The sequence below is a fragment of the Amycolatopsis sp. NPDC045836 genome (assembly GCF_056431745.1).
The window spans coordinates 124,041-146,545 of record NZ_JBWKKF010000006.1; the positions used below are offsets into that span (position 1 = coordinate 124,041).

A 22,505-nucleotide genomic window follows, 5' to 3' on the forward strand; every position below is an offset into this window, starting at 1 on the left:
CACACAGGCGTCCGTTGTGGACGATCGTGGGACTGCTCCTGCTCGGCGCGCTGGCGCTGTGGGGCGCCTCGATGCTGACCTGGGCCGAACGGCCGCGTTCGGACCTGCCGGGGGTGCCGCCCCAGGTGGTCACCGGGGCCGACCACCTGCCCGCGCTGGTGCCGCTGGCGGTGCTGGTGGCCGCCGGGGTGGCCGGGCTGGTGGCCACCGCGGGCTGGGCCCGGCGGGTGGTGGCGCTGGTGCTGGCCGCCACCGGGCTGGCCGCCTGCCTGGTGGTGCTGCTGAACCTGACCGGTGGCATGCGCTTGACCGGCTGGGGCCTCGCCGTGCTCGGCGGGCTGCTGGTGCTGGCCGGTGGCGGGCTGGGCGTGCGCGAGGCGGGACGGCTGCCGCGACTGGGTGCCAAGTACTCCGCGCCGGGCGGGAAACGCCCCGCCCGCGACGCCGATACAGAGCTCTGGGACGCGCTGTCCGACGGCCGGGATCCCACGACCGGTCGATGAGGGTTGACAAAACCACGATGGACCCGGGACCGGCCGGTCGAACCGCGCGGGTTAGCATCTTTCCGGCGGGAAGGGGAAGGTTTTTGTGAGCGAGCTTGCGAGGCTTGGTCTACCCAAGACAGCGGTGCACGAACCGGTGGGCGGGGCCGTCCGGTGACTGTTCTCGAAGACATCGTCGAAGGCGTCCGCGCCGACCTCGCCACCCGCGAGGCGGAGCTCCCCTTCGAGGAGCTGAAGCGCCGGGCCGCCAAGGTCGCGCCGCCGCGCGACGTGATGGCCGCCCTGCGGGAATCGGGCATCGGCGTGATCGCCGAGGTGAAGCGGCGCAGCCCGTCCAAGGGCGAACTGGCCTCGATCGCGGACCCCGCGGCGCTGGCCAAGGACTACGCCGAGGCCGGGGCGCGGGTGATCAGCGTGCTGACCGAGCAGCGCCGCTTCGGCGGCTCGCTCGCCGACCTCGACGCGGTGCGCGCCGCGGTGGACGTCCCGATCCTGCGCAAGGACTTCGTGGTCAGCCCGTACCAGGTGCACGAGGCGCGCCTGCACGGCGCCGACATGGTGCTGCTGATCGTGGCCGCGCTGGAGCAGAACGCACTGGTGGCGCTGCTGGACCGGGTCGAGTCGCTGGGCATGACGGCGCTGGTGGAGATCCACAACGCCGAGGAGGCCGACCGCGCGCTGGAAGCCGGTGCGTCGGTGATCGGCGTGAACGCGCGCAACCTGCACACCCTCGAGGTGGACCGCGACGTGTTCAGCAGGCTCGCGCCGGGCCTGCCGATGGACGTCTACAAGGTCGCCGAATCCGGCGTGCGCGGTCCCGGCGACCTGATGTCGTACGCGGGCCAGGGCGCCGACGCGGTGCTGGTCGGCGAGGGCCTGGTGGCCTCCGACGACCCGAAGGCGGCGCTGGTGAAGCTGGTCACCGCCGGTTCGCACCCGGCGTGCCCGAGGCCGAGCCGATGAGCGAAGAACCGGAAACCCGGCAGCACGAGCGGACCGGGCACGACCCGGACGCCAGGGGCCACTTCGGCCCGTACGGCGGCCGGTTCATGCCGGAGGCGCTGATCGCGGCGATGGACGAGCTGTCCGCCGAGTACGACAAGGCCCGGCTCGACCCGGAGTTCACCGGCGAGTTCGCCCGCCTGCTGCGGGACTACGCCGGCCGCCCGTCGCTGCTCACCGAGGCGCCGCGGTTCGCCGGGCACGCCGGCGGGGCGCGGATCTTCCTCAAGCGCGAGGACCTCAACCACACCGGTTCGCACAAGATCAACAACGTGCTGGGCCAGGCGCTGCTCACCCGGCGCATGGGCAAGAAGCGGGTGATCGCGGAGACCGGGGCCGGTCAGCACGGGGTGGCCACGGCCACCGCCTGCGCGCTGCTGGACCTCGACTGCGTGGTCTACATGGGCGAGGTGGACACCCAGCGCCAGGCGCTGAACGTGGCCAGGATGAAGCTGCTCGGCGCCGAGGTGATCCCGGTCAAGACCGGCTCGCGCACGCTGAAGGACGCCATCAACGAGGCGCTGCGCGACTGGGTGGCCAACGTCGACACCACGCACTACCTGCTCGGCACGGCCGCCGGCGGGCACCCGTTCCCGCTGATGGTGCGCAACTTCCACAAGATCATCGGTGAGGAGGCCCGCCGCCAGGTGCTGGACCTGGCCGGCCGCCTGCCGGACGCGGTGGCGGCGTGCGTCGGCGGCGGCTCGAACGCCATCGGCATCTTCCACGGCTTCATCGACGACCCGGGGGTCCGGCTGGTCGGCCTGGAGCCGGCGGGCAAGGGCCTGGACAGCGGGGAGCACGGGGCCACGCTGACCCAGGGCAGCCCCGGCATGCTGCACGGCGCGCTGTCCTACCTGCTGCAGGACGAGGACGGCCAGACCACCGAGGCGTACTCGATCTCGGCGGGCCTGGACTACCCCGGCGTCGGCCCGGAGCACGCTTGGCTCAAGGACACCGGACGGGCCGAGTACCGCGCGGTGACCGACGCCGAGGCCATGGAGGCGATGCGGCTGCTGTCGCGGACCGAGGGCATCATCCCGGCCGTGGAGTCCGCGCACGCCCTGGCCGGGGCGATCGAGCTGGGCCGGGAGCTGGGCGAGGAGGGGCTGATCGTGGTCAACCTCTCCGGTCGCGGTGACAAGGACATGGACACCGCGGCGAAGTTCTTCGGCCTGGTGCCCGAGGAGGAGCTGTCGTGAGCGAGCTGGACGAGGTCTTCCGCCGCACCAAGGCGGAGAACCGGGCGGCGCTGATCGGCTACCTGCCCGCGGGTTACCCCACCGTGGACGGGTCGAAGGATCTGCTCTCGGCGGTCATCGACGGTGGTGCCGACCTGGTCGAGGTGGGCGTGCCCTACTCCGACCCGGTGATGGACGGCCCGACCATCCAGGCCGCCGCGGACGCCGCGCTGGCCGGTGGCTTCCGGCTGAAGAACCTGTTCGAGGTGGTCGAGTCGGTCTCCGCCAGGGGCGGCAGGGCCGTGGTGATGACCTACTGGAACCCGGTGCACCGCTACGGGGTGGACGCGTTCGCCCGTGACCTGGCCGCGGCGGGCGGGCTGGGCCTGATCACCCCCGACCTGATCCCCGACGAGGCGGACGACTGGTTCGCCGCCTCCGAGGCACACGGGCTGGACCGCATCTTCCTGATCGCGCCCTCGTCCACCGAGGAGCGCGTGCACCGCACGGTGCAGGCCAGCACCGGTTTCGTCTACGCCACCGCGTTGATGGGCGTCACCGGCGTGCGTGAAACCGTGGATTCCGCCGCGGGGAAGCTGGTCGAGCGGGCCAGGGCGCACACGGACCTGCCGATCGGCGTCGGCCTCGGCGTGCGCTCGGGTGCGCAGGCCGCCGAAGTGGCCGGGTTCGCCGACGCGGTGATCGTCGGTTCCGCACTGGTCGCCGCCGCGGGCGAGGGCATGGACGCGGTCCGCGAACTCTCCGGCGAACTGGCCGCCGGCGTCCGGAAAGCGCCCACTCCCGCCTAGGAGCTGGCCTGGGGTGAGCAGGAACCGCATCGGCAGGCCGCGACCATCGACGGCCCCTTTTTTCCGGGCGCCCGCGGCATGCTGGTGCGCCTGAACCACGCTCGCGTCGACCGAGATGATCCATTCGAGGTCGCCGACGGCGTCGTCTTTTGACGATCACCCGGTCGAGGATCCTGTCCCAGGCGCCGGGGCGCAGCTTCCACAGGATCGCGTTGCCCACCTGGCGGTGATTCCGCCACCGCTTTGCTGCGGCGGCAGCAACGGCTCGATCACCGCCCACGCCTCGTCCGTCAACTCACCACGCCCGACCACCGGACACCAGTACCAGAGATCCAGCTCAACCACTTACCGGCTTATCCTCGGTTCTTGCGGCGGCTGATGCGCCCGCGTGCTCGTGAATCGACGCTGATCACGCCCCAAAAAAGGCGATCAGCGGCTCCCAAAAGGGTCGTGCCCGCTATCGGTTGCCGATCAACCCATAGCACGCACGCCCCTTTTTTGCCATGTGCGCGGACGTGCATATAAGAGCCTGCGCACTTGACAATGATTTCCATTATCTGTCAGGATCACCGCAGTTGGGGGTGATCTCACCTGATCGGTGCGCGCGTTAATTCGTTCGGCGGGTTTTCTTCGCTCAGCTTTCTCGCCGACGATTCTTTCCAAGGCGCGGCGCCCGCCGCGGGAAATGGAGGAGCCGTCATGCCGATCGCCCTGACGCGGCGGGGTTTTCTCGGGTTTTCGGCGGGGGCGGCACTGGCGCTCGGTGGCTGCGGGGGCGGCAGCGGCGAGCAGGTGGCGGGGGAGCCCGAACGGGGCGGGCGGTTGCGGGCGGTGTTCACCGGTGGTGGCACCAAGGAGACCCTCGACCCGCACGCGCAGAACCTGTTCATCGACCAGGCGCGGCACAAGGCGATCTTCGACAAGCTCACCGAACTCGGCGACGACCTGGCCCCGGTCCCCCGGCTGGCCGAGCGCTGGGAGTCCAATGCGGACGCCACGCTGTGGCGGTTCACCCTCCGGCGGGCGAGCTTCCACGACGGGCAGCCGCTGACCGGCGAGGACGTGCTGTTCAGCCTGGCCAGGATCCTGGACCCGGCGGCCGGGGACCGGCTGGCCAGGCAGTCGCTCTCGGCGATCGACCTCGGCCGCAGCCGGGTGGCCGATCCGCGCACGGTGGAACTGGCGGTGCGCACCCCGTCGGCGGAGCTGCCCGCGCTGCTGGCCACCACCGGTGCGGCGATCGTGCGGGCCGGTTACGCCGATCCGGCGAAACCGGTGGGTACCGGGCCGTTCCGGTTCACCTCGTTCGACCCCGGCCGGTCGATGGTCGCCCAGCGCTTCGACGAACACTGGGAAGGCGCCCCCCACCTGGACGAACTGCACATCCTCTCGGCCGACGCGGACGCCAGGGCGAACGCGCTGCAGGGCGGGCAGGCCGAGTACGCGCACGAGATGTCACCGACCTTCGCCCGGACGGCCGAAGCCGGTCGCACGGTGAAGATCGTCGCCGCACCGGGGTGCACCACGCAGGCGTTCGTGCTGAAAACCGATCGGCCGCCGTTCGACAACCCCGACGTGGCGCTGGCGTTCAAGCTGCTGGCCGACCGGCCGCGGCTGGTCGAGGTGGTGCTCGGCGGTCGCGGCACGCCCGGCAACGACCTGTTCGGCAAGGGTTACCGCTACTACAACGACACCCTGCCGCAGCGCCCGCGCGATGTCGCCGAAGCGCGCTCGCTGCTGACCAGGGCCGGGGTGCTGAACCAGACCATCCAGTTCTTCACCTCCACCGTCTCCGCCGGTTTTGTCGACGCCGCAACGCTTTTCGCCGAACAGGCCGGTGAAGCCGGAATCCGGGTGGAGGTGGTCACCGGGGCCGCGGAGACCTACTTCAAGGACCAGCTGACCACCGGGGTGCTCGGCAGCCACCGGGCCGGAGCCGCCCCGATCCCGGACTACATCAACTCGCGCCTGCTCTCCACCTCCCCGTTCAACGCCACCGCGTGGAAGCGCCCCGAGTTCGACGCCGCCTTCGCCACCGCGCAGTCCACTGTGGACGAAAGTGAGCGGACCCGGCTCTACCACGAGCTGCAGCGCGACCTGCACGCCCGCGGCGGCCTGCTGGCCTGGGGCCACCCCGACTGGATCAACGCGGTGGCCGCGAACGTGCACGGGGTCCGGCCCGTGCCGCCGAACACGGTGGACTGGGCCCGGTTCGACCGGGTGTGGCTGGGCTGAGCCGGTGCGCGGATACGCCGGACAACGGCTGGGCCTGGCCGTGGTGCAACTGGTGGTGCTCTCGGTGCTGGTCTTCTCGTTGACCGCGTTGCTGCCGGGGGACGCCGCCGACGTGCGGTTCGACGAAAGCGCGACCCCCGAGCAGGTCGCCGCGCTGCGCGCCGAACTGGGGCTGGACCGATCCGCCGTGGAGCGCTTCCTCGACTGGGCCGGCGGCGTGCTCACCGGCGACCTGGGCCACTCGCTGGTGAACCGGCAGCCGGTCACCGAGATCATCGGCGGCTCGGTGGGGGCCACGCTGGTGCTCGCCGTGGTCACGCTGGCCGTGGTGGTGCCGCTGGCCGCCCTGCTCGGCGTGCTCGCCGGGGTGTTCGAGGGCGGCAGGCTGGACCGGTCGATCAGCTCGGTCACCCTGGTGCTCACCGCGATCCCGGACTTCGTGCTGGCGCTGCTGCTGATCTCGGTGCTGTCGCTGCAACTCGGCTGGCTGCCGGCCACCTGGGTCGGCGCCGCCGGCGACGACCTGCTGGCCGCTCCCGAACTGCTGGTGCTGCCGGTGCTGGTGTTGTTCCTGCGCACCGTCTGCACGCTGTCGCGGCAGGTCCGGGCGGGCACGATCACCTCGCTGCACGCCGGTTACGCGGTGCAGGCGCGACGGCTCGGCGTGCCGCGGAAATCCCTGCTGCTGCGGCACGTGCTGCCGAACGCGGCGGTACCCGGCGTGCAGGAGCTGGCCCGCGTCGGCGACAACCTGCTCGGCGGGGTGCTGGTGGTGGAGGCGATCTTCGCCATCCCCGGCTTCGCCACCGCGTTGATCGACGGCGTCGAGTCCCGCGATGTGCCGGTGGTGCAGGGGCTGACGCTGGTGCTGGCGGTCGCCGCGCTGCTGGTGAACCTCGGCGCCGACCTGGTCTGCAACCGGCTGGTGCCGCGGACGGAGGTGCTGCGGTGAACCGCCTGCTGACCGGGATCTCCGTGGTGCTGCTGGCGGTCCCGGTGCTGATCGCCCTGTTCGGCCCGCTGCTGGCGGGTGCCGTCACGCGCCCGCCGGGGCTGCCGTACGGCGACGGCGGCCTGCTCGGCACCGACGGGCTCGGGCGGGACGTGCTGGGCACGCTGCTCGTCGGCGGTCGCACCACGCTCGGTGTCGCGTTGCTCGCCGTGGTCTTCGCCTACCTGGTGGGCGGGACGATCGGCCTGGTGGCCGCGTCCACCCGGCGCCGGGTGCTGGACGAGGCGCTGATCCGGCCGCTGGACGTGCTGCTGCCGTTGCCGTCGCTGCTGGTGATCAGCGTGGTCGCGGTCGGCTGGCGCGGGGACCCGCTGGCGATCGCGCTGGTGGTGGGGGCGGTGAACGTGCCGACGGTGGCCCGGCTGGTGCGTGCGGCGGCGCTGGACGCGGCCAGCGGACCGGCCGTGGAGGCGTTGCGCGTGCAGGGCGAGTCGTGGGCGCGCATCCAGTTCGGCTTCATCGCGCGGGCCGCCCTGCCGCCGGTGCTGGCCGACATCGGCACCCGCATCACGCTCGCGGTGTTCATCGTGGCCTCGGCGAACTTCCTCGGCCTCGGGCTGAACCCGACTTCGCCGGACTGGGCGGTCACCGTGTCGCGGAACCGGGAGGGCCTGCTGCTGCAACCCTGGTCGGTGCTGGCGCCCGCATTGCTGATCGTCGCCTTCACCCTCGGGCTCAACCTGCTGGCGGACCGCCTGCTCGGGCGTCGCCGGGAGGTGGTCGCGGGATGAGCGCACTGGTCGAAGTGGCCGGTCTGACCGCCCGGGCCGGGGACGCGGTGTTGTTGCGGGACGTCGGTTTCCGGTTGTGGCCGGGCCAGGTGACCGCGCTGGCCGGGCCGTCGGGCAGCGGGAAGACCACGGCGGCGCTGTCGTTGCTCGGCGAGGCCGCGCCGGGCGTGCGGTTGACCGGTTCGGTGACCGTCGCCGGGGCCTCGGTGCTCGACGGCGAACTGCCGCGCGGGCTGCGCGGGGGCGTGGTCTCCTACCTGCCGCAGCACCCGGGCAGCGTGCTCAACCCGGCTCGGCGGATCGGGACCACCCTGCGTGAGCTGGCCCGGTTGCACCGGCCCAACGAGCCCACGGAGGACGTGGTGGCCGAGGCGCTGCGGGCGGCGCAGCTGCCAGGGGACCGCAAGCTGCTGCGCCGGTTCCCGCACCAGTTCTCCGGCGGGCAGCGGCAGCGCGTCGCGCTCGCGCAGGCGCTGGTGTGCGGCCCGCGGGTGCTGGTGCTCGACGAGCCGAGCACCGGGCTCGACCCGGCCACCCGGCAGCGGCTGGCCGGTGAACTGGCCGAACTCGCCGCGACCGGCCCCGCCATCCTGCTGCTGAGCCACCAGCAGGACCTGGTGCGGGCGCTGGCGGACCACGTGGTGCTGCTCGACCACGGCCGGGTCGCCGGCGCCGGGACCCCGGACGAGGTGCTGGGCGAGGCGACCCCGCCGACGAGCGACTGGGCCCAGCCCGGTCCGGGGGAGGCCCTGCTGGAACTGCGCGGGCTGTCGGCGTCCCTGCGCCCGCGTGGACGGCAGCCGATCCTGCACGGCATCGACCTCGCGCTGCCGCCGGGTGGCCGGATCGGCGTGGTCGGGCCGTCGGGCAGCGGGAAGACCACGCTCGCCCGGTGCATCGCCGGACTGCACGAGCGCCGCACCGGTGACCTGCTGCTGGACGGGCGCCCGCTGCCGGTGCTCCGCAAACGCGGTCCCGAGCTGCGGCGGCGCGTGCAGTACGTCTGGCAGGAGGTCCGCGGCTCGTTCGACGACCGCCGCCCGGTGCTCGACCAGGTGGCCCGCACGGCGGTCCGCCTGCGGGGCCTGGACACCGCCGCCGCCCGCGACGAAGCCGTGCGGCTGCTGGCCGAGCTGGGGGTGACCGGGGAAACCGCGGCCCGGCACCCGGACGGCCTTTCCGGCGGCGAACTGCAGCGGGCCGCGCTCGTGCGGGCCCTGCTCGCCGAGCCGGACGTGCTGGTGTGCGACGAGATCACCACCGCACTGGACCCCGCGACCGCGCGGAAGGTGACCACCCTGCTCGCGCGCCTCAACGAGGAGCGGGGCACCGCCCTGCTGTGGATCAGCCACGACCTCGGCCTCATCGCCGCGGTGACCAGCGAGGTGCTGGTCCTCGCCGACGGGGTGGCCACCGGACTGGGGCGGCCCCGCCCCGCCCCGGTGCTCGACAGGAAGGAATCGGTATGAGCGAAGAATCCTGGGCGCTGCACGCGAGTCTGCCGCCCACGTTGTCCACGGCCGAGATCCTCGAGGTGAACCCGCCGAGGAACGACCTGCACACGGTCCGCTCGCACACCTACCGGGACTGGGAGTTCGAGCTGCCACCCGGCGTCTTCCGGCCGGGCGAGACCAGCCGGATGATCCACGACCGCATCTTCGACGGGCGGATCCCAGTGGCGGACCGGACGTACGTGGCCATGGGGTCCGGGCTGGGCGTGGAAGCGGTGGTCGCCGGGATCGCTGGCGCCGCCCGGATCTACGCGCTCGACGTGCACCCGGCCAGCGTGGCCGCGACCGAAGCGCACTACCGCCGGTTCGTCGGGGACACCCCGCCGCTGCACGCCCTGGTCTCCGACCTGTTCAGCGCGTTCCCGGAGAAGGCGCAGGCCGACGTGATCACCTTCAACCCGCCCGCGGTCGCGTGGCAGACCAGCGAGGACCCGGACGTGGTGCGCAACGTCTGCGTCGGCGCGGAGATCACCGCGCGGTTCTTCGACCAGGTGCTCGCCGGGGACCTGCTGGCCCCGGGCGGCGAGATCCACCTCATCGTGTCCAACACGGCGGACCTGCGCGGGATCATCGCGCACGCCATCGGAAGCGGCTTCGTGCCCGAGGTGCGCGAACGCCGGACCTGGCCGGACGACGACGTGCAGACCTACCTGTTCTGCCTGCGTGCCAAGGGAGAAGCGGCTTGATGCACGACCACTTCGCCGAGGCGGTCAAGGAGCCCGACCTGGTCCGGGTCCGCGACGACCTGGTCTGCGTGCGCTTCGAGACGATGAAGATCTACTCGGCCCTCGGGGCGGTGCGGCGGCTGCTCGACACCGGCGCCGTGCGGCCGGGGGACACCCTGATCGACAGCTCCAGCGGCATCTACGCGCACGCGCTGGCGCTGGCCTGCAACCGGTACGGCCTGCACTGCCACATCGTCGGGTCCACCACCATCGACGCCACGCTCAAGGTGCAGCTGGAGATCCTCGGCGCGACCCTGGAACAGGTGCAGCCCTCGCGCAGCCTCAAGCTCGACCAGAGCCTGCGGGTGCGGCGGATCACCGAAATCCTGCGGGAGAACCCGTCGTACCACTGGATGCGGCAGTACCACGACGAGATCCACTACCTGGGTTACCGCGAGGTGGCCGAACAGCTCGACCGGGCGGTGCCGCCGGGGCCGCTCAGCCTGTCCGGCGGGGTCGGCACCGGGGCGTCCACCGGTGCCATCGCCTCGTACCTCACCGAACTCGGCCGGGACGTGACGCTGATCGGGGTGCAGCCGTTCGGCAGCGTCACCTTCGGCGCCGAGCACGTGGCCGATCCGGAGATGATCATCGCGGGCATCGGCAGCTCGATCGAGTTCGAGAACGTGCGGCACGAGCTGTACGACCGGATTCACTGGATCTCCTTCGAATACGCGATGTCCGCCGCGGTCGACCTGCTGCGCTCCAGCGGGGTGTTCGCCGGGTTGTCGGCGGGCGCGGCGTACCTGGCGGCGCACTGGGAGCGCGAGCGGGCACCCGGGCGGCGGCACGTGTTCCTGGCCGCGGACACCGGGCACCGGTACGCCGAATCGGCCTACAGCAGGCATCGCGAGGCGTTCGACCTCGACCGCATGCGCCCGCGTGAGGTCGGGGTGCTCAGCGAACTGGCCTGCCCGTGGTCGGCGATGGACTGGGCGCGGCGGCCCGCGTGCGCCCGCACCCACGACGTGCTGGGCGTGGCGTGAACGATCCCGGGTACCGGGTCCTCCCCGGACTGTTCGACGGCGCGCACCTGGCGCGGCTGGGGGAAGCCGCCGAAGCCGTGCACCGGGACGTGCTGGCGAAGGCGGCGTCCGGTCAGACCTCGGTGGAGGTCTGGCCGGACGGTCACCGGCTCGAACGCGTCGACGGCACGACCGTGCACTGGGAACCCGGCGCGCGGGCCGTCCGCAGCCTTTCGCCGGTCGCGCACCTGCACCCGGAGTTCGAGGCGCTGTGGACGGATGCGCGGCTCGTCGAGCCGGTGGCGGAACTGCTGGGGGCGCGGGAGATCGGCCCCTTCGTGTCCAAACTGAACTTCAAGCGGGCCGGGGTCGGCTCGGAGTTCGCCTGGCACCAGGACTTCACCTTCTGGTACTGCTGCGCGGGCAAGGACGCGGCGGACATCGCCACCGCGTTGATCTACCTCGACGACGCCGGCGCGGGCAACGGCGCGCTCGGCGTGGTCCCCGGCAGCCACCGCGACGGCCCGGTGCCACGCGACCGGGCCGAGCCGACCGGTCTGCTGCTGGACGCGGCCGAAGTGGACGCCGGCCGGGAGCGCACGATCGAGCTGCGGGCCGGCTCGGCACTGGTGTTCCCCAGCACGCTGGTGCACCGCTCGCTGCCCAACCGCAGCGACCGCGACCGCCGCACCCTGCTGTTCTGCTTCCAGCCCGCCGGGCGGCGACCGCTGGCCGAACTGCCCTACCGCCAGGAAATGCTGGCCGACCTGCCGTGAAAGGGAAGGCGAAAATGGAGAGTGTCGCCGCGCTGACCGAAGCCGTGCTGGCCGGGGAACTGGGGCCACCGCCCGGTGACCGCGCCGTGACGAGCGCGTTCTGGTTGCACCACACCACCCGGCTGGCCGGGGGCGGGGTCACCTACCGCAACCACTACCTGCTGCTGCGGGTCGGCAGCGCGTTCGGGGCCTGCTCGTTCGAAGAAGGGGAACTGGCCGCCGATTTCTGCGCCACCGCGTCCGGGGAACCACTGTCCACTTTGCTCAGCGACGACCGGTTGCCGGTGCGGATCGCCGCGCTCGACGCCTACCTGGCCGACGCGCGGCCGCACCGCGAAGCCGGTGCCGAGCCGGTGGTGCTGCCGATCGGCACCCCGGAGGTCCGGGCGCGGGCCCGCGACGACGCCATCGCCGGACTGCTCGACATCCGGCCGGGTGCCCGCGTCGCGTTGATCGGCGTGGTGAACCCGCTGGTCGCGGCGATCACCGAACGCGGTGGCGAATGCCTGCCGTGCGACCTGAACCTGCGCACCACCCAGTGGGGGCAACCGGTCAGCCGCGAGATGGACGAGGTGCTCGCCGCGGCCGACGCCGTGGTGGCGACCGGGATGACGCTGGGCAACGGCAGCTTCGACCGGTTGCTGGCGCACTGCCGAGAGGGCGGTCTGCCACTGGTGGTCTACGCGCAGACGGGCAGCGCGGTGGCACGGGCCTTCCTCGGCCACGGGGTCACCGCCGTTTCGGCGGAGCCGTTCCCGTTCTCGCAATTCAGCGCGGAACCGAGCACGGTGTACCGCTATCGCACGTCGTTCGGGCGTGCCGGTTAAATTGGGCCCCGCTGGGGCGGAACAGTGGAAAGAGTGCGATCAGTGAGTGCGGAAACCGTGAAGCCGGTGGTGGAGCCGGTGCCCAGCGACCTGCGCATGGCCAGGGTGCTGGGGCCGGTGTTGCTGGCCTCGGCGGTGAGCCTGCTGCCGTTCACCGTGTTCAGCACCTTCCTGGTGCCGATCTCGGCCGACGCCGGGACCAGCGTGGCCGCCATGGGCGGGCTGCGCGGCCTCGGCGGCCTGGCGGCGCTGGGCGTCGGCGCGGCGGTGGCGCCGCTGCTGGACCGGGTGCCGAAGCAGTACACCGCCGGTGGCGGGCTGGTGCTGCTCGGCCTGTCGGCGGTGCTCGGCGCGGCCGGTCAGTTCCTCGCCATGGCCGCCTTCTGCCTGCTGGTCGGCGCGGCGACCTCGGTGCTGAACCCGGCGCTGGCCGCGGCCGCGGCCGACCGGTTCGGCTCGGGCGCGGCGGCGGGCCGGGCGGCCACCCTGGTCACCGCCACCCAGTCGCTGACCGCGATGCTGGCCGCCCCGCTGGTGGCCCTGCCCGCGCTGCTGTGGGGTTGGCGCGGGAACCTGCTGGCGGTGGCGGTCATCTCGGTGGCCCTGTCGGCGGTCTTCTTCCGGCAGCGCCCGACGCCGGTGCCGGCCGCGGAGGAGGTACCGCGGCTGGGTTACCTGGCTTCGTTCCGGGCGCTGGCGGGGGTACCGGGTGCGGTGCCGCTGCTGCTGGTGGCGTCGCTGCGGACGGCGGCGTTCATGGGCTACCTGTCCTACCTGGCGGCGTTCTACGACTCGCGGTTCCAGCTGGACCCGGAACTGTTCGCCCTGGTCTGGACGCTCAGCGGCGCGGCTTTTTTCGTCGGCAACCTGCTGGCGGGCCGGTACACCAGCGCGGCGCACCCGTGGATCCGGCCGGAGCGCGTGCTGACCGCGAGCCTGCTGGTGGCGCTGGGGGCGGTGGCCGGGTTCTACTTCGCCACCCACCTGGTGGTGGCCCTGCTGCTGACCGCGCTGCTCGGCGCCGCCCACGCCACCGTCGCCGCCTGCGTGATCACCCTGCTCGTCCGCCGCTGCGGCCCGCTGCGGGGCTCGGCCCTCGGCGTGAACGCGGCCGGGATGAGCCTGGGGACCTTCACCGGCGCCGCGGTCGGCGGGCTGGGTCTCGGCCTCGCCGGATATCCCGGCACCGCTGTCGCGTTCGGTGCCCTCACCCTGCTCGCGCTGGTCGCCGCCCTGTTCGTCCGCCCAGCCCGGCCGTAGTCCCGGCTCGCGCGTTCGCCCACGCGGGGACCGGTGGTCAGCAAGGTCACCAGTGGCATATGCCACAATGGGGAGGTGGTGTTCAGCAGCGGGAGGTGCCATGTCCGGGCAGCGCATCGAACCGGCGGCGGGGCGCTGTCGGCGAGCCCCGGGCCACGGCTGGAGGACCGGCGTTCGGTGGCGGCCGCGTGCTCAACCCCGATCTGGTGATCAGTGACGCCCCCGGTGCCGAGGGGCTGTACCTGCGGGCCGATCAGGTGCTCCTGGTCGGCGAGCTCCACGCCCCGGCCCGGATCCCGTTCCACCTCGTCGTGGACGGGGGTGAAGCGGTGCTGCACGAGTGGCGCGACGGCGATCACCACCCGGCCGCCAAGCGTGAGGCGGGCGTGCTCGAGCTGCGGCAGCCGTTCCCCGTCCAGGTGCGGCTCGGTGGGTGATCTCGCTGCGCCGGCCGGGCGAAGCGGGCTTGGTGACCCGGTGGTAGCTGGGCACAATTCGCCGCGTGGAGGGCACATGAGCCGGTCCGTGCGGTGAAGCGGGCCCGGGCCGCGTTGCTGGTGGCGCTGGCGGTCGACAACTTCGGCACCGGGCTCTTCCTGCCGCTGACCCTGGTCTACCTCACCAGGGTGGTCGGCCTGCCGCTGGCGCTGGCCGGCACCGTGGTCCCGCTGGGCACGGTGGCCGGGCTGCTGGTGCCGCCGCTGGCCGGGCGGCTGGTCGACCGCGCCGGTGCCAGGGTGGTGGTGATCACCGCGCAGCTCGTGCAGGCCGCGGGGGTGTTCACCTACCTGCTCGCCGGGTCGGTTGGCACGGTGGTGGTGGCCGCGGTGCTCGTGGCGGCGGGGCAGCAGCTGTTCTACTGCGCGCTCCACGCACTGGTCGCCGACGTCGCCGGGGACGGGCCGAAGGACCGGCCGTTCGCGGTGGCCGGCATGGTCCGCGCGGCTTCGTTCGGGGCGGGCGGGCTGGTCGCGGCGGTGCTGCTGACCGGGTTCGGCACCACCGGTTTCCGGCTGGCCATCGGCACGAACGCGCTGACCTACCTGCTCGCCGCGCTGGTGCTGGCGCTCTGCCTGCGCGGGCCGTCCGCCCCGTTCCGGCCGGTTTCGCCACGGCTGACCGCGGGACCGCTGCGCGACCGGCCGTACGTCGCGCTCATCCTGATCAGCGGCCTGTTCGGCCTGTCGCTGGACGTCTTCCTGATCGGTGTCCCGGTGTTCGTGCTGGAGCAGTTGCGCGGGCCGTCGTGGCTGCCCGGCGCGATCACCGCGCTGCTCACCCTGTGCACCAGCGTCGGCGGCACGCTGGCGCTGCGGCTGACCCACCGCCTCAGCCGGATCGACGCGATGCGCTTCGGCTCCCTGCTCTACGCCGTGTGGTGGCTGGGCTGCCTCGGCGCGGTGCTGGTGCCCCCGCCCGCGCAGCCGGGGTACCTGCTCGCCGTCACGCTGGTCATCGCCACCGCGAACCTGGTCTTCGGCCCGCGGGCCAACGCACTGGCCGAGGCGGCGGCCCCGCGTGCCGCCCGGGGCCGCTACCTCGCCGCCTTCCAGTACGCCTTCACCGCGGCGCAGGTGCTCGCCCCGGCCGTGGTGGCCCTGTTCGCGGTGGCCATCTGGCTGCCGTGGCTGGTGGTCGCGGTCTGCGCGGTGCTGGCGGTGTTCGGCCTGAACGGGCTGGCCGCCCGGCTGCCGGCGCACGCGGTGCACCCGCCGGAACCCGGCTTAGGCTGAGTCGATCCGGAACACCGCGCAGCGCCCGGCGAGCGCCTCGAACTCGTCCGGCGAATCGGAGCCGACGATGCCCGCGCTGGTCATCATCGACACCCCGGACGGCACCTTCGCCGGGAACGCCCGCAGCACCGGGCGGGCCTGCTCGGCGGGCAGCTCGACCAGCCGCACGGCCTCGTGCCTGCGGCCGCACGACAGGGTGCCCGCACCGGCGGCGCTGGCGTTGCGCACCCAGTCGGCCCCGGGGAAACCGCCGACGACGTACCGCTCGCCTTCGTGCTCCATCAGGGAGATGGGTGTGGTGCGGGGCTTCCCGGTCTTGCGGCCGGGCACGGTCAGCAGGTGCATCCCGCCGAGCTTGAACCCGGTCCGCTGGAGCCCGACGAACACCCGGTTCATCGGCTTGAGCCAGCGCGGGGGCGTGACCTTGGCAGTGGGCAAGCGAACCTCCAATTGATCGGTATGATGTACCGTACATCATACGTTACGACCTTGTCTAGGATGGCCCGCATCATGGCGACCGACACCACCCCCGACCCCGCCCGCAGCTTGGCGCTGCTGTGGCGCACCCGCGAAGTGGCCAGCCGCAAGGGCAAGCCCGAACTGGGCGTGGACCGCATCGCGCGGGCCGCCATCGAGCTGGCCGACGCCGACGGCTTCGATTCGCTGTCCATGCGCAAGGTGGCCGAGAAGCTCGGCGTCGGCACCATGTCGCTCTACACCTACGTGCCCGGCAAGGCCGAGCTGATGGACGTGATGGTCGACCTGGTGCAGGACGAGACCGCGCGCCCGGACCGGGTGGACGGCGGCTGGCGGGCCAAGCTGGAGCTGATCGCGCGGGAGAACCTGGGGCTCTACCGGCGGCACCCGTGGCTGCTGCGGGCGTCGCACCGGTCCGTGCTCGGCCCCAGGGTGATCGAGAAGTACGAGTACGAACTCCGCGCGCTGGAGGGCATCGGGCTCACCGAGATCGAGATGGACTCGGTGCTCACGCTGCTGATCGGCCACGCGCAGGTGTCCGCGCGCGGCCGGGCGGAGATCACCGAGGTGGAACGCGCCTCCGGGCTCACCGAGGAGGAGTGGTGGACCCGGAACGCGCCGCTGCTCGACCAGGTGATCGACTACAGCCGCTTCCCGGTGGCTGCCAGGGTCGGGGCCGCGGCCGGTGCCGCGCACCACGCGTCCTACAGCCCGGAGCACGCCTTCGAGTTCGGCCTGGCGCGCATCCTCGACGGAATCGCGGTGCTCATCGGGGGCAGGGCAGACGCCGGGAGCTGAGTTGGCTACGGTGGCCCGGTGAATACCGCCGCGGCGTCGTTCCTGGCCAGTATCCCCAGCCCCGATCGCGGGGTGTGGCACATCGGGCCCATCCCGATCCGCGCCTATGCGCTGTGCATCATCGCCGGCATCGTCGCGGCCATCTGGCTGGGCGAACGCCGGTGGGTCGCACGCGGCGGCGCCAAGGGCACGATCCTCGACATCGCGGTGTACGCGGTGCCGTTCGGCCTGGTCGGCGGGCGGCTCTACCACGTGATCACCGACTGGCACCGGTACTTCGGTGAGGGCAAGGACCCGATCCAGGCGCTGAACATCGTCAACGGCGGCCTCGGCATCTGGGGGGCCATCGCGCTCGGCGGCGTCGGCGCGTGGATCGGCTGCCGCCGCAAGGGCATCCCGCTGCCCGCCGTGGCGGACGCCGTCGCGCCGGGCATCGTGATCGCGCAGGGCGTCGGCCGCCTCGGCAACTACTTCAACCAGGAGCTCTACGGCGGGCACACCGACCTGCCGTGGGCGCTGGAGATCTACTCCAGGGTCAGCCCCGACGACCCGCGCATCGAGGACACGCTCAACGGCGTCGCGCTGAACAACATCCCGATCGACACCGTGCACCCGACCTTCCTCTACGAACTGCTGTGGAACCTCGGGGTCGCGCTGCTGGTCATCTGGGCGGACAAGAAGCTGCGCCTGGGCCACGGCCGCGCGTTCGCGCTCTACGTGGCCGGTTACACCCTCGGCCGGACCTGGATCGAGCTGATGCGGACCGACGCCGCCACCCTGGTGTTCGGGGTCCGGGTCAACGTCTGGGTTTCGATCCTGGTGTTCGCCGGCGCGCTGGTCTACTTCGTCGCCGCGAAGAGCCGGGGCGAGCGGGAAGCGCCGGAGGAGCTCAAGGGCAAGGACGGCGACCAGCCGGACGAGGAACTGGACGGCGGATTGGACGGCGAGAACGCCGTCGTGCCGAACGGCAACGGCGCCACCGAGGCCGACCGGGTGGACGAACAACCGGCCGAGAAGCCGGACAAGAAGGACTGAACGCCCAGGTCAGGGCGTAGGTGACAAAAAACGCGGGCGTTCGGACCTGGTCCGGGCGCCCGCGCGGGCTAAGATGGGTGCCCTGCGCCGGACTGTAGTTAGCGGGCCGAAGTAACCGCATCCCATCAGGAACGATGTCGTTCTGGCCTCCCGGATCGTTACGGTCGAATGACCGGAAACACGCCTTCGACGGGTGCCCAGGGGTTTCCGGGATGTTAAGGTCGCGTCAACGAACGGGCCATCGTCGTCCCGTGCGCAGCGACAACCAGGGGTTTTTCCCGAACTGAGCACGAAACGACGAGGGAGGTCCCTTGATGATCTTCTCCGCCAATCCCGGTCCCAGTGGTCTGTACGACCCCACCACCGAGCAGGATTCCTGCGGGGTCGCCATGGTGGCCGACGTCCGCGGCCGCCGCTCGCACGGCATCGTCACCGACGGCCTGACCGCACTGGCCAACCTGGAGCACCGCGGTGCCGCCGGCGCCGAGCCGACCAGCGGGGACGGCGCGGGCATCCTGCTGCAGCTCCCCGACGAGCTGCTCCGGGCCGAAGTGGACTTCGAGCTGCCGGAACCGGGTGAGCACGGGCACGCCTACGCCGCGGGCATCGCCTTCCTGCCGGTCGAAGAGGACCGCCGGGCCAAGGCGGTCGAACTGGTCGAGCGCATCGCCGACGAGGAGAGCCTGGTGGTGCTCGGCTGGCGCGAGGTGCCGGTGACCCCGGACACCGCCGAGGTCGGCCCCACCGCGCGGTCGGTGATGCCGCACTTCGCCATGCTGCTGGTGGCGGGCAAGCCCGCCGCCGACGGGCACCTGCCCAGCGGGGTCGAACTCGACCGGCTGGCCTTCTGCCTGCGCAAGCGCGCCGAGCACGAGACCGAGGTGGCCGGCTGCGGCACCTACTTCCCGTCGCTGTCCTCGCGCACGCTGGTCTACAAGGGAATGCTCACCACCGAGCAGCTGCCCGCGTTCTTCGGCGACCTCACCGACGAGCGGCTGGCCAGCGCGATCGCCGTGGTGCACAGCCGGTTCTCCACCAACACCTTCCCGTCGTGGCCGCTGGCGCACCCGTTCCGGTTCGTCGCGCACAACGGCGAGATCAACACCATCCGCGGCAACCGCAACCGCATGCGCGCCAGGGAGGCGCTGCTGGAGTCGGACCTGCTGCCCGGTGACCTGACCAGGCTGTACCCGATCTGCTCGCCGGACGCCTCGGACTCCGCCTCCTTCGACGAGGTGCTGGAGCTGCTGCACCTGGGCGGGCGCAGCCTGCCGCACGCGGTGCTGATGATGATCCCGGAGGCGTGGGAGAACCACACCACGATGGACGCCCGGCGCCGGGCCTTCTACCAGTTCCACGCCAGCCTGATGGAGCCGTGGGACGGCCCCGCCTGCGTCACCTTCACCGACGGCACCCTGGTCGGCGCGGTGCTCGACCGCAACGGCCTGCGCCCGGCGCGCTGGTGGCGCACCGCCGACGACCGGGTCGTGCTGGCCAGCGAGGCCGGGGTGCTGGACGTGCCGCCGGACCAGGTGGTGGCCAAGGGCAGGCTGAAGCCGGGCCGGATGTTCCTGGTGGACACCGGGGCCGGCCGGATCGTCGACGACCGCGAGGTCAAGACCGCGCTGGCCGAGCAGCTGCCGTACGAGGACTGGCTGCACGCCGGCCTGCTGCAGATCGCCGACCTGCCCGACCGCGACCACATCGTGCAGAGCCACGACTCGGTGCAGCGGCGCCAGCTCTCCTTCGGCTACACCGAGGAGGAGCTGAAGATCCTGCTCACCCCGATGGGGCTCAACGGCGCCGAGCCGATCGGCTCGATGGGCACCGACACCCCGCCCGCGGTGCTGTCGAAGCGGTCGCGGCTGCTCTACGACTACTTCAAGCAGAACTTCGCGCAGGTGACCAATCCGCCGCTGGACGCCATCCGCGAGGAACTGGTCACCTCGATGGCGCGGATCATGGGCCCGGAGCAGAACCTGCTCGAACCCGGCCCGGCCTCCTGCCGGCACGTGCAGCTGCCGTACCCGGTGATCGACAACGACGAGCTGGCCAAGCTCATCCACATCAACGACGACGGCGACCTGCCCGGCTTCGCCTGCACCGTCCTGTCCGGACTGTACGAAGTGGACGGCGGGGCGGCGGCGCTGGCCGAGGCGGTGGAGCGGGTGCGCCGCGAGGCCTCCGAGGCGATCGCCGCCGGGGCCCGCACGCTGGTGCTCTCCGACCGCGACTCCGACCACCGGATGGCGCCGATCCCGTCGCTGCTGCTGGTCTCCGCGGTGCACCACCACCTGGTGCGCACCAAGGAACGCCTGCGTGTGGCGCTGGTGGTGGAGAGCGGGGACGCGCGCGAGGTGCACCACGTCGCGCTGCTGCTCGGCTACGGTGCCGCGGCGGTCAACCCGTACCTGGCCTTCGAGACCATCGAGGACCTGATCGGCCAGGGCGCGATCACCGGCATCGAACCGGCCAAGGCCATCCGCAACTACGTGCAGGCGCTGGTCAAGGGCGTGCTGAAGATCATGTCCAAGATGGGCATCTCCACCGTGGGCGCCTACACCGCGGCCCAGGTCTTCGAGTCCTTCGGCCTGGCGCAGGACCTGCTCGACGAGTACTTCACCGGCACCAGCTCGAAGCTCGGCGGGGTCGGCCTGGACGTGCTGGCCGAGGAGGTGGCCATGCGCCACCGCCGCGCCTACCCGGACAACCCGACCGACCGGGTGCACCGCCGCCTGGACACCGGTGGCGAGTACGCCTACCGCCGCGAGGGCGAGCTGCACCTGTTCACCCCGGAAACGGTGTTCCTGCTCCAGCACGCCAGCAAGACCGGGCGCGAGGAGGTGTACCGCAAGTACACCGCCGAGGTCGAGCGGCTCAACCGCGAGGGCGGTGCGCTGCGCGGCATGTTCGCCTTCCAGCCGGGGGACCGGCAGCCGGTGCCGATCGACGAGGTCGAGTCGGTCGAGTCGATCTGCAAGCGGTTCAACACCGGTGCCATGTCCTACGGCTCGATCTCGATGGAGGCGCACCAGACGCTGGCCATCGCGATGAACCGGATCGGCGGCCGGTCCAACACCGGTGAGGGCGGCGAGGACCCGGAACGGCTCTACGACCCGGAACGCCGCAGCGCGATCAAGCAGGTCGCGAGTGGACGGTTCGGCGTGACCAGCGAGTACCTGGTCAACGCCGACGACATCCAGATCAAGATGGCGCAGGGCGCGAAGCCGGGTGAGGGCGGGCAGCTGCCGCCGAACAAGGTGTACCCGTGGATCGCGCGCACCCGGCACTCCACGCCGGGCGTCGGGCTGATCTCGCCGCCGCCGCACCACGACATCTACTCCATCGAGGACCTGGCGCAGCTGATCCACGACCTGAAGAACGCCAACGAGCAGGCCCGCATCCACGTGAAGCTGGTCAGTTCGCTGGGGGTCGGCACGGTCGCGGCCGGGGTGTCGAAGGCGCACGCCGACGTGGTGCTGATCTCCGGGCACGACGGCGGCACCGGTGCCTCGCCGATGAACTCGCTCAAGCACGCGGGCACGCCGTGGGAGATCGGTCTCGCCGAGACCCAGCAGACGTTGCTGCTCAACGGTTTGCGCGACCGGATCACCGTGCAGGTGGACGGCGCCATGAAGACCGGCCGGGACGTCGTGGTCGCGGCGCTGCTCGGTGCCGAGGAGTACGGTTTCGCCACCGCGCCGCTGATCGTGGCCGGCTGCGTGATGATGCGCGTGTGCCACCTCGACACCTGCCCGGTGGGTGTGGCCACGCAGAACCCCGACCTGCGCAAGCGCTACACCGGCCAGGCCGAGCACGTGGTGAACTACTTCCGGTTCGTCGCCCAGGAGGTGCGGGAGATCCTGGCGGAGCTGGGCTTCCGCACGCTGGACGAAGCGATCGGGCGGACCGACGTGCTGGACACCGACGAGGCGCTGGAGCACTGGAAGGCACAGGGGCTCGACCTCGGACCGGTGTTCGAAATGCCGTCGCACACCCCGTACGGCGGTGCCAAGCGCAAGGTGCGGGAGCAGGACCACGGGCTGCAGTACGCACTGGACCGCACGCTGATCCAGCTCGCCGAGGCGGCGCTGGAGGACGCGCACCAGGTCAACATCGAGCTGCCGGTGCGCAACGTGAACCGGACCGTCGGTACGCTGCTCGGCTCGGAGATCACCCGGCGCTACGGCGGCCAGGGCCTGCCGGACGACACCATCCACGTGACGCTGACCGGTTCGGCCGGGCAGTCGCTCGGCGCCTTCCTGCCCGCGGGCATCACGCTCGACATGGTCGGCGACGCGAACGACTACGTGGGCAAGGGCCTGTCCGGCGGGCGGATCGTGGTGCGCCCCGATCCGTCGGCCACCTTCGCCGCCGAGCGGCAGGTGATCGCCGGCAACACCATCGGCTACGGCGCCACCAGCGGGGAGATCTTCCTGCGCGGGCAGGTCGGTGAGCGGTTCTGCGTGCGGAACTCCGGGGCGCTGGTGGTTTCGGAGGGCGTCGGTGACCACGCCTTCGAGTACATGACCGGCGGCCGCGCGGTGGTGCTCGGCCCGACCGGGCGGAACCTGGCGGCCGGCATGTCCGGCGGGGTGGCCTACGTGCTCGACCTCGACCGCGGTCAGGTCAACGAGGCGATGGTGGAGCTGAGCGCACCGGCCGGGGAGGACCTGGCCTGGCTCAAGCAGATCGTGCAGCGGCACCACGACCTGACCCGGTCGGTGGTGGCCGCGTCCCTGCTGGGCGACTGGACCCGCCGCTCGGCCGCGTTCACCAAGGTGATGCCACGGGACTACAAGCGGGTGCTGGACGCGGCGAAGGCGGCGAAGGCCGCCGGCCGCGACGTTGACGAGGCCATCATGGAGGCAGCTCGTGGCTGACAATCGCGAAGCGCACCACGGGTGCCGACCGGGTGCGGGTGT

General features: G+C 72.0%; 19 protein-coding genes. 18 read left to right on the forward strand and 1 reads right to left on the reverse strand.

The genetic code is table 11. The features are described from left to right. The first annotated feature begins 26 nt into the window (after positions 1–26). From AC07EG_RS12715 to AC07EG_RS12785, 15 genes are all read left to right on the forward strand, one after another. Positions 27–503, forward strand: a complete 477-nt coding sequence (locus tag AC07EG_RS12715; protein WP_478253216.1) for a Trp biosynthesis-associated membrane protein — start codon at positions 27–29, stop codon at positions 501–503. Positions 504–656: 153 nt separating this feature from the next. Next, complete coding sequence (trpC, locus tag AC07EG_RS12720; protein WP_478253217.1) at positions 657–1,466, forward strand: indole-3-glycerol phosphate synthase TrpC; 810 nt, start codon at positions 657–659, stop codon at positions 1,464–1,466. Continuing rightward, positions 1,445–2,707, forward strand: a complete 1,263-nt coding sequence (gene trpB, locus AC07EG_RS12725) for a tryptophan synthase subunit beta (protein ID WP_478253218.1) — start codon at positions 1,445–1,447, stop codon at positions 2,705–2,707. Before trpC ends, trpB begins: the two co-directional genes overlap by 22 nt. Next, positions 2,704–3,495, forward strand: a complete 792-nt coding sequence (gene trpA, locus AC07EG_RS12730; protein WP_478253219.1) for a tryptophan synthase subunit alpha — start codon at positions 2,704–2,706, stop codon at positions 3,493–3,495. The genes trpB and trpA overlap by 4 nt, the downstream gene beginning before the upstream one ends. Positions 3,496–4,194: 699 nt before the next feature. Beyond that, the gene (locus AC07EG_RS12735; protein WP_478253220.1) at positions 4,195–5,730 is read left to right on the forward strand and encodes an ABC transporter substrate-binding protein; all 1,536 of its coding nucleotides are present in this window, start codon (positions 4,195–4,197) and stop codon (positions 5,728–5,730) included. A 4-nt stretch (positions 5,731–5,734) separates the two neighbouring features. Beyond that, positions 5,735–6,682 carry an ABC transporter permease gene (locus AC07EG_RS12740; RefSeq protein WP_478253221.1) on the forward strand — a complete coding sequence of 316 codons (948 nt, stop codon included), beginning with the start codon at positions 5,735–5,737 and terminating at the stop codon, positions 6,680–6,682. Continuing rightward, positions 6,679–7,473, forward strand: a complete 795-nt coding sequence (locus AC07EG_RS12745) for an ABC transporter permease (protein ID WP_478253222.1) — start codon at positions 6,679–6,681, stop codon at positions 7,471–7,473. Before AC07EG_RS12740 ends, AC07EG_RS12745 begins: the two co-directional genes overlap by 4 nt. Continuing rightward, positions 7,470–8,942: an ABC transporter ATP-binding protein gene (locus tag AC07EG_RS12750; RefSeq protein WP_478253223.1), complete on the forward strand. Its 1,473-nt coding sequence runs from the start codon at positions 7,470–7,472 to the stop codon at positions 8,940–8,942. Before AC07EG_RS12745 ends, AC07EG_RS12750 begins: the two co-directional genes overlap by 4 nt. Further along, positions 8,939–9,670, forward strand: coding sequence for a class I SAM-dependent methyltransferase (locus AC07EG_RS12755; RefSeq protein ID WP_478253224.1), 732 nt, complete (start codon positions 8,939–8,941; stop codon positions 9,668–9,670). Before AC07EG_RS12750 ends, AC07EG_RS12755 begins: the two co-directional genes overlap by 4 nt. Continuing rightward, positions 9,670–10,695 (forward strand): pyridoxal-phosphate dependent enzyme, encoded by a 1,026-nt coding sequence (locus AC07EG_RS12760; protein ID WP_478253225.1) that lies wholly within the window; start codon positions 9,670–9,672, stop codon positions 10,693–10,695. Before AC07EG_RS12755 ends, AC07EG_RS12760 begins: the two co-directional genes overlap by 1 nt. Beyond that, positions 10,692–11,450: a phytanoyl-CoA dioxygenase family protein gene (locus tag AC07EG_RS12765; RefSeq protein ID WP_478253226.1), complete on the forward strand. Its 759-nt coding sequence runs from the start codon at positions 10,692–10,694 to the stop codon at positions 11,448–11,450. The genes AC07EG_RS12760 and AC07EG_RS12765 overlap by 4 nt, the downstream gene beginning before the upstream one ends. Positions 11,451–11,464: 14 nt before the next feature. After that, the gene (locus AC07EG_RS12770; protein ID WP_478253227.1) at positions 11,465–12,277 is read left to right on the forward strand and encodes a Rossmann-like domain-containing protein; all 813 of its coding nucleotides are present in this window, start codon (positions 11,465–11,467) and stop codon (positions 12,275–12,277) included. Positions 12,278–12,319: 42 nt separating this feature from the next. Next, a complete protein-coding gene (locus AC07EG_RS12775) occupies positions 12,320–13,537 on the forward strand; it encodes an MFS transporter (protein ID WP_478253228.1) in 1,218 nt (405 codons plus the stop codon). A 188-nt stretch (positions 13,538–13,725) separates the two neighbouring features. Further along, positions 13,726–13,974 (forward strand): hypothetical protein, encoded by a 249-nt coding sequence (locus AC07EG_RS12780; RefSeq protein WP_478253229.1) that lies wholly within the window; start codon positions 13,726–13,728, stop codon positions 13,972–13,974. Between the two features lie 93 nt (positions 13,975–14,067). Next, the gene (locus AC07EG_RS12785; protein ID WP_478253230.1) at positions 14,068–15,270 is read left to right on the forward strand and encodes an MFS transporter; all 1,203 of its coding nucleotides are present in this window, start codon (positions 14,068–14,070) and stop codon (positions 15,268–15,270) included. On the opposite strand, the gene AC07EG_RS12790 is transcribed toward AC07EG_RS12785, so the two are convergent. Next, positions 15,262–15,708 (reverse strand): nitroreductase family deazaflavin-dependent oxidoreductase, encoded by a 447-nt coding sequence (locus AC07EG_RS12790; RefSeq protein ID WP_478253231.1) that lies wholly within the window; start codon positions 15,706–15,708, stop codon positions 15,262–15,264. The genes AC07EG_RS12785 and AC07EG_RS12790 overlap by 9 nt on opposite strands. A 60-nt stretch (positions 15,709–15,768) precedes the next feature. Here AC07EG_RS12790 and AC07EG_RS12795 point away from each other — a divergent pair, with 60 nt between their 5' ends. The 3 genes from AC07EG_RS12795 (at position 15,769) to gltB (ending at position 22,463) form a co-directional block, all read left to right on the forward strand. Continuing rightward, entirely contained in the window at positions 15,769–16,545 is a 777-nt protein-coding gene (locus tag AC07EG_RS12795) for a TetR/AcrR family transcriptional regulator (RefSeq protein ID WP_478253517.1), read from the forward strand. An 18-nt stretch (positions 16,546–16,563) separates the two neighbouring features. After that, the gene (lgt, locus tag AC07EG_RS12800) at positions 16,564–17,580 is read left to right on the forward strand and encodes a prolipoprotein diacylglyceryl transferase (protein ID WP_478253232.1); all 1,017 of its coding nucleotides are present in this window, start codon (positions 16,564–16,566) and stop codon (positions 17,578–17,580) included. Between the two features lie 314 nt (positions 17,581–17,894). Beyond that, complete coding sequence (gene gltB, locus AC07EG_RS12805) at positions 17,895–22,463, forward strand: glutamate synthase large subunit (RefSeq protein ID WP_478253518.1); 4,569 nt, start codon at positions 17,895–17,897, stop codon at positions 22,461–22,463. The last annotated feature ends 42 nt before the right edge of the window (positions 22,464–22,505 follow it).